Origin of the sequence: Streptomyces sp. NPDC058685 (assembly GCF_042714725.1) — a bacterium.
Taxonomy (GTDB): domain Bacteria; phylum Actinomycetota; class Actinomycetes; order Streptomycetales; family Streptomycetaceae; genus Streptomyces.
This window is the reverse complement of record NZ_JBHXSL010000079.1, coordinates 1-7016: the sequence shown is the minus strand read 5'-3', so window position 1 is coordinate 7016 and position 7016 is coordinate 1. Positions and strand designations below refer to the sequence as shown.

Below are 7016 nucleotides of genomic sequence, written 5' to 3'. Positions count from 1 at the left end.
GGGTCGGGGCCGCCTACCCCCCGCCCCGCGCGCGCCCCCCCGGGGGCCGGCGCCACCGCCACCCCCGTCCGCGCCCCCCCCCCGACTCCGAGCGCGTGGGGCTTTTCGCCGCGCACCGGCCCGGTCCCGCGTGCGTGTGCGAGGGCGAGACCCCGACCGTCGGGTCCGGCCCGGCGCCGCCGGCCCCTTGCGTCCTCGCGCCGGTCACCGCTTTGGAGCGGGAGGATGGAGCTCATGGCCTTCCATGAGCTCCATTACCGCGAACTGCCGCTGGTTCTGCCCAATGCCTGGGATGTGCCCTCGGCCCTGGCCTTCCTCGACGCCGGCTTCGCAGCCATCGGGACGACCAGCCTCGGCGTGGCTTCCGGCCTGGGCCGCCCCGACGGCGGGCGCGCGACCGGGGAGGCGAACATCCTCCTCGCCCGGGCCCTGTCTCGGCTGCCCTGCTACATCAGTGTGGACATCGAGGACGGCTACGCGGACGAACCGGACGCCGTCGCCGACTACACGGCCGAGTTGGATGCGGCAGGCATCAACATCGAGGACAGTTCGGCCGAGCGGCTCATCCGGCCGGAGGCCCACGCCGCGAAGATCGCGGCCGTCAAGCGGCGCCGACCGGACCTCTTCGTCAACGCCCGTGTCGACACCTACTGGCTCGGGCAGGAGGCGACCGTCGACGCCACCCTCGACCGCGCCGCGCTCTATGTGGAGGCCGGCGCGGACGGGATCTTCGTGCCCGGTGCGTCGGAGTCGGCCGTGCTCCGCGAGCTGGCCCGCAGCATCCCGGTGCCGCTGAACGTGCTCGCGATCCCGGAGCAGTCGCCCGCCGACCTGGCGGCCCTGGGTGTGCGCCGGGTGAGTACGGGCTCGCTGCCCTACCGCGCGGCCATCCATGCCGCGGCCGAGGCGGCACGTGCCGTACGCGAGGGCCGCGCCCTCCCCGAGGCGACGCCCTACCCGCAGTTGCAGACGGGACTCGAACGATTTCAGCGGCAAGCCCGCTGACTGTTCGTCTCCCGGTCCGCGGGTCGCGGCTGCCGGTCGGTCGGCGCGGGATTCCGCTTCTTCCGCGCGCAGCCGGATGTCCCGTGCTGAGACGGTGGTTCGGCGCGGAAGTTTCCTGCCCGAAGCTTCCGCTATGTCAGTAAGTGTCCAGGGCCTTCGTGGAGAGATGTCTGCGTTCACTTAACTAACGGACAAAACCTGTTGCCATCTCGTTAATATTGCACTTCTTGACGCATTTGTCGGAGCGGAGTTGACTTCCAGCCACCTCGGTCGCAAGCACGCGGCCTGTCAGGGAGGTTGATTTCCACAGATGAACGCACATTTGCGTCGCACCGCCATAGCCATCAGCGTTTCCGCGATGGCCGTGTCGCTCGCTGCCTGTGGCAGCGAAGAGGGCACGGGCGTGAGAACCAGCGACGACATCACCGTCGGCCTGCTCCTTCCGGAGAACGAGGCGGCGCGCTACGAGAAGTTCGACAAGCCCGTCATCGAGAAGAAGGTCAGCCAGCTGACCAATGACAAGGGCCGGGTCGTCTACGCCAACGCCAAACAGGACGCGGCTCTCCAGGCGCAGCAGGTCGACACCATGATCGAGAGCAAGGTCGACGTCATCATCATCGACGCCGTCGACGCCAAGGGGATCGCGACCGCGGTGCAGAAGGCGAAGGACGCCGACATCCCTGTCGTCGCTTTCGACCGTCTCGCCGAGGGGCCGATCGACGCCTACACCTCCTTCGACAACGAAGAGGTCGGCCATGTCCAGGGGAAGGCGCTCCTCGAGGCGCTGGGGGACAAGGCCAAGTCTTCGAAGATCGTGATGATGAACGGCGCGGTCACCGACCCGAATGCCGCCATGTTCAAGAAGGGCGCGCACTCCGAGCTCGACGGCAAGGTGGAGATCGGCAGGGAGTACGACACCAAGGAGTGGAAGCCGGAGAACGCCAACGCGAACATGCAGGAGGCGATCGTGAGCCTGACCGGCGACAACATCGCCGGTGTCTACTCCGCCAACGACGGCATGGCGGGTGGCATCATCGCCGCCCTGAAGAAGGCCGGCGTCTCCCCGCTCCCGCCGGTCACCGGCCAGGACGCGGAACTCGCCGCCGTGCAGCGCATCGTCGCCGGCGAGCAGTTCATGAGCGTCTACAAGCCCAACGCGCCGGAGGCGAGCGCCGCCGCGGAGATGGCCATCCTGCTGGCCAGGGGTATCGGACTCGGCGCCATGGCCCAGGCCGACATCGACAGCCCGACCACGAAGGGCATTCCCTCGGTACTGGTGCCGGTGGTCTCGCTGACCAAGGAGAACATCAAGGACACGGTCGTCAAGGACGGTGTCTACACGGTCGAGGAGATCTGCACCGCGAAGTACAAGGCCGACTGCGAGGAGATCGGCCTCACGCCGTAGCTGACGGGCCTCCGGGCACCGTTTCGGCGCACCTTCGCGCAACGCTTCACCGCGCCGTGCCCCGGCAACCCCGCACCACCTGCGGGGTTGCCGATGCGCTCCCTCGTGCACCCGGCGTGCTCCCGGCGTGCCCCCGCGCGCCCGTTCCTTCGGCCCCGATGTGGGCACTCGGGTGAGGGTGGGGCGGCGGCCGGCAGATCGGCCGCGGTAGTCGGTGAGTTGAAGGGGTGGACAATGATCCGGGTCATCGTCGCGTACGACGCGCAGCTGATGAGATCTGCTCTCGTGGAACTGCTGCGTTCCGACGACGCGCTTGACGTCTCGGCTGCATCCTGCCTTCCGAGGAGGCAGGAACGGGGGGCGCTGTCGCCCGATGTGTGTGTCGCCGACGCGGACTCCCTGGAGGCGTCGGTACGGGGAAGCCGCGCAGCACTCTCCGACGCCTGTTCGGAGGCCGCGTTGCTGGTGCTGGCCACACCGGAGAAGCCCGGAGTGCTGCGTAAGGCGTTCAACGCCGGCGCGCTGGGCTATGTCGACAAGGACTGTTCTCCCTGTCGATTACTCGAGGCCATTCACACCGTTGCCAAAGGCGAGCGATTCATCGACGAATCGCTCGCTTTCGGGTTTCTCCAGGCCGCGGAGATGCCTCTGACTCCCCGTGAACTCAGTGTGCTGTCGCTCGCTGCCGAAGGTGCGACGATCGCCGAGGTCGCCGGTGACCTGCATCTGTCGCAGGGCACGATCCGCAACTACATGGCCAGCGTCATCCGCAAGGTAGGGGCCCGCAACCGCGTCGACGCGATCCGGATCGCCCAGGGCGCCGGCTGGACATAGACACACCCGACGCGGACGACAGGGGGCCGGCAGGAGGCCGCTCAGCGGTCCTCCTGCCAGTGGCCCACCAGATCCCGGTAGAGCTCGGAGCGGGTCAGGAGCTCCGCGTGGCTGCCGAACTCCGCGCACGTCCCATCGAGGACGAGCACCCGGTCCGCCCGCAGCGCGGACGACAGACGGTGGGCCACGACGATCAGGGTGCCCGGCCGCCGGGCGAGCGCCCGCTCCGCACGGGCCTCCGCGGCGGGGTCCAGATGGCAGGTGGCCTCGTCGAGCAGCAGCAGCGGCGCGGGAGACAGGTACGCGCGCCCGAGGGACAGCAGTTGCCGCTCTCCCTGCGACAGGGCGGAGGGCGTCACGCCGGCGTCGATCCCGCCGAGGCGCCGGATCAGCGGCCCGAGACACAGCGCCTCGGCGGCCGCCTCGATGTCCTCGGCCGGCGCGCCGGGACGAAGCGTGGTGAGGTTCTCGCGCACGGTGCCGGTGAAGACGTACGCCTCCTGGGGTGTCAACACCCTTAGCGGGGCCAGCTCTTCGACCGGACGCCCCGTGACCGGCCGGCCCGCCAGGTGGACCGTGCCCCGGTCCGGTGTCAGCATGCCCGCCACCACGCCCGCGAGCGTGGACTTCCCGATGCCGCTCGGCCCCACGACAGCGATGTGCTCCCCGGTCCGGACGGACAGATCGAGGCCGTCGAGGACGGGCCGGGCCCGCGGTCCGTACGCCAGGCGAACGGAACGGACCTCGACGGCTGTCGACGAGCCGGACGGCTGCACCCGTGTGTCGACGGGCCGGACGGACGACGGGATCTCGCAGGTGTCCCGGACGAAGCGGTCGAGGACCACCACGAGCCGGGTGCCCGCCGCACCGAGCGCCGTCATGAGCGTGTGCAGCGCCGGCAACAACGCCTGGACCAGATAGGTGAGCGCACCGATCAGCGCACCCGCCGTCACGTTCCGGCTCAGCAGCCACGGGGTCGCCACCAGTAGCAGAACGACGGGCAGTTGACCGCCCACGCCCAGCGCCAGCGTCCGTACCGCGGCCCAGCGGGCCAGGGAACGGGACGCCTGCTCGGCGTCCGTGATCAGCTGTGCTCCCCGTCGTTCCGCCTCGTTCTGGGTCCCGCAGGCCACGATGTCGCGCAGCGCGGCACGGACGGCTCCGCTGTGGTGCGTGATCGCTTCGTCGGCGTCGAGGAAGCGGTTCTGGGCCGCGGCCATCGGTCGCAGAGTCGCGGCGAAAAGCGCCAGGCCGAGGACCAGGGGCGGCAGGACCACGAGCAGGAACTCGGGCGCCAGCGTGAACAGGCCGGCCAGCGCGCCCGCGGCGGTGAAGGCGAACGACCGCAGGGTGAGCACCAGTCCGGCGAAGCTGTCCCGGGCGATCTCGGTCTGCTGCGTGAGCCGGGACACCGCGGTTCCGTCCGCACGCCCCGGTGCGGCAACGGCGCGGCGCAGGGACCGGGACACGGCCCGTGTCACCAAGGCGTCCCGGAGGGGTTCGACGAGACGCGCCAGCTGGGCGAAGACACCGAGGACGACCGGCGCGGCCACGAGAATGGACACCGCGGCGGCCGACAGCCACAGGAGCCCGGCCTTCGTGTCACCCGCGAGAAAGCCGCGGTCCAGAGCCTGGGCGATGCAGTAGCCGCCCAGAAAGGTCTGTGCGGACTCGACGAGTGACCAGCCCGCCAGGGCGGCCAGGGCCCTCTTCCGGCTCGCGAGGAAGCGGCGGGCGGGGGGCAGCAGACGCCGTAGCGCGCCGGGCGCGGTGCTGTCGTGCGGCTCCCGGGTCTCGTCGGTTGTCATCGGGCCGCCCGTCCTGTGGCCCGGCCGCGCACCATGTCCGCCGAAGCCTGGGCCCGTGGTGCCTGCTTCGGTGCGGGCGCCGTTTCCGCCGGTGCTTCGGAGGTCGTCGATCCGGAGGGCACTTCCGCCGCGGCGAACACCGAGCGGTAGGCGGGCTCCTGCCACAGATCGCGATGCCGCCCCACGGCCCGTACTCGCCCGTCCTCCAGCCAGATCACCAGATCCGCCCTGCTCGCCGAGGAGATCCGGTGCGCGACCACCAGCCGGGTGCCCGGCCGCACCTCCTGGGCGAGAGCGCGGTCCACCTGCCGTTCGGTGGCCGTGTCGAGGCTGGATGTGGCGTCGTCGAGGATGAGCAGCCGGCCCGCATGCGCGAACGCGCGTGCCAGCCCGAGCCGTTGCAGTTCCCCTCCCGAGAGCGGTGCGCCGACGACGGGCGACTCGTAGCGCTCGGGCAGGAGTTGGACGAAGCCGTCGGCACCCGCCGCCCGTGCCGCGGTACGGATCTCGTCATCCGAGGCGCGGCGGGCCCCGGAGGCGATGGCGTCGCCTACCGTCCCCGCCAGGAAGACCGGCCGTTCGAAGGCGTACGCGACCTCCCGGCGCAACCGGTCGCGTGCCAGGGAATCCAGCGGGACACCGTCGAGCAGGACGCTGCCCTCGTCCGGTTCGGTGAGGTGCCCTGCGACGGCCGCCAGGGTCGACTTGCCGGCGCCCGAGCGGCCCACCACGGCCGCGGTCGTTCCGCCGGGCACCACCAGGTGCACATCGGTGAGCACCTCCCGGCCCTCCCGGACGACGGTGACCCCGCGCAACTCGACCGTGCCGCTGCCCTCGTGCGGCAGGGTTCCCACTCCGTGCCGTACGGCCGGCAGGTCCTGGAGCACGGCGAGGCGCGCCGCGGCACTGCGGCCCCGGACGATCGCACCGAGGAGTCCGGCCAGGGCGCCCATGCCCGCGGCCAGGGCGGCGTACCGTGACGCGGCGAGCAGTTCGCCGACACTGATGGCTCCGGCGGCGAGCCGCACACCGCCGACACCCAGGACCGCGGTCGTCAGCAAGGGCAGCAGCACCTGACTGTTCGCGACCGCCCTGCCGTGGATCCGCCACATGCGGCGTCCCTCCCGGTCGAGGCCGGCCAGGGGCTGGAGAATACGGGCCCGTTCGTGGTCCTCCGTGCCCGCGGCGGCGATGGTGCGCGCCCCCTCGAGTGCTTCCAGCAGCCGGGACGCGATGTCCGACTGGATCTGCTGGTACCGGCTCACGGTGTCCGAGGAGTTGCGGGCGAAGGCACGCAACACGAGTACCAGCAGGGGCAGTCCGGCGAGGAAGGCGAGGGCTACCCAGACGTCGATGAACAGCAGGGCGATCACGGCACCGAACGGGCCGACCAGGGACGCGGTCAGCGCGGCGGCCGCCGCGGGCACCGTCCCGGCCTCGGTCGCGTTGACCGACAGTCGTGTCGCGACATCCCCCGGGGACAGTCGGGACGCCCGGTCCGGTGAGGTCGCCAGAAGCCGCCCGAGTGCGCCGGTCCGCAGCCAGGCGGTCGAACGGGCGTTGGTGACCCCGGTCAACAGGGCGACGGCGGCGTCCAGGACCACTTCGGCGGTGAGGAGTACGGCGCTGAGCACGACCCAGGACGTGGCATCGCGCTGTCGGTCGAGGAGGATGTCGAGCGTGTGTCCGACGACGGCGGGCGACGCGATGGCCGCGCCGGCGGACGCGACGGAGCAGATCAGAATCGCCGCGGTACGGGTGGAGCTGCGCCGGACCGCGGCGCGCAACAGGTGGTGTGCGCCGCCGGTGGGGACCCTGCCGCCGCCGTCGGTGCCGTTGGGGCGGGGGCGCTTGAAGGCCATCGCGGGGATGCTCCTCTGTGGCCGGCCGCGGGCCACGGCCTCGTGCCGGTCGGTGAATGCCGGCCGTCCCGGGCGGCGAGCCGCCCGGGACGGGACGGGCCC

5 protein-coding genes are annotated in these 7016 nt (G+C 71.3%); 3 read left to right on the top strand and 2 right to left on the bottom strand.

The genetic code is table 11. The annotated features are described in order from the left end of the window. Positions 1–234 precede the first annotated feature (234 nt). The 3 genes from ACFWU3_RS34360 to ACFWU3_RS34350 all read left to right on the top strand — a co-directional run bounded on the left by ACFWU3_RS34360 (position 235) and on the right by ACFWU3_RS34350 (position 3244). Entirely contained in the window at positions 235–1005 is a 771-nt protein-coding gene (locus ACFWU3_RS34360) for an isocitrate lyase/phosphoenolpyruvate mutase family protein (RefSeq protein WP_384445236.1), read from the top strand. A 310-nt stretch (positions 1006–1315) separates the two neighbouring features. Further along, positions 1316–2410 carry a sugar ABC transporter substrate-binding protein gene (locus ACFWU3_RS34355; protein WP_384445234.1) on the top strand — a complete coding sequence of 365 codons (1095 nt, stop codon included), beginning with the start codon at positions 1316–1318 and terminating at the stop codon, positions 2408–2410. A 234-nt stretch (positions 2411–2644) separates the two neighbouring features. Next, the gene (locus ACFWU3_RS34350; RefSeq protein WP_384445232.1) at positions 2645–3244 is read left to right on the top strand and encodes a LuxR C-terminal-related transcriptional regulator; all 600 of its coding nucleotides are present in this window, start codon (positions 2645–2647) and stop codon (positions 3242–3244) included. Between the two features lie 41 nt (positions 3245–3285). Here ACFWU3_RS34350 and ACFWU3_RS34345 read toward each other — a convergent pair whose 3' ends face one another. Beyond that, positions 3286–5052 carry an ATP-binding cassette domain-containing protein gene (locus tag ACFWU3_RS34345; protein WP_384445230.1) on the bottom strand — a complete coding sequence of 589 codons (1767 nt, stop codon included), beginning with the start codon at positions 5050–5052 and terminating at the stop codon, positions 3286–3288. Further along, positions 5049–6914 (bottom strand): ABC transporter ATP-binding protein, encoded by a 1866-nt coding sequence (locus tag ACFWU3_RS34340; protein ID WP_384445228.1) that lies wholly within the window; start codon positions 6912–6914, stop codon positions 5049–5051. Before ACFWU3_RS34340 ends, ACFWU3_RS34345 begins: the two co-directional genes overlap by 4 nt. Between the last annotated feature and the right edge of the window lie 102 nt (positions 6915–7016).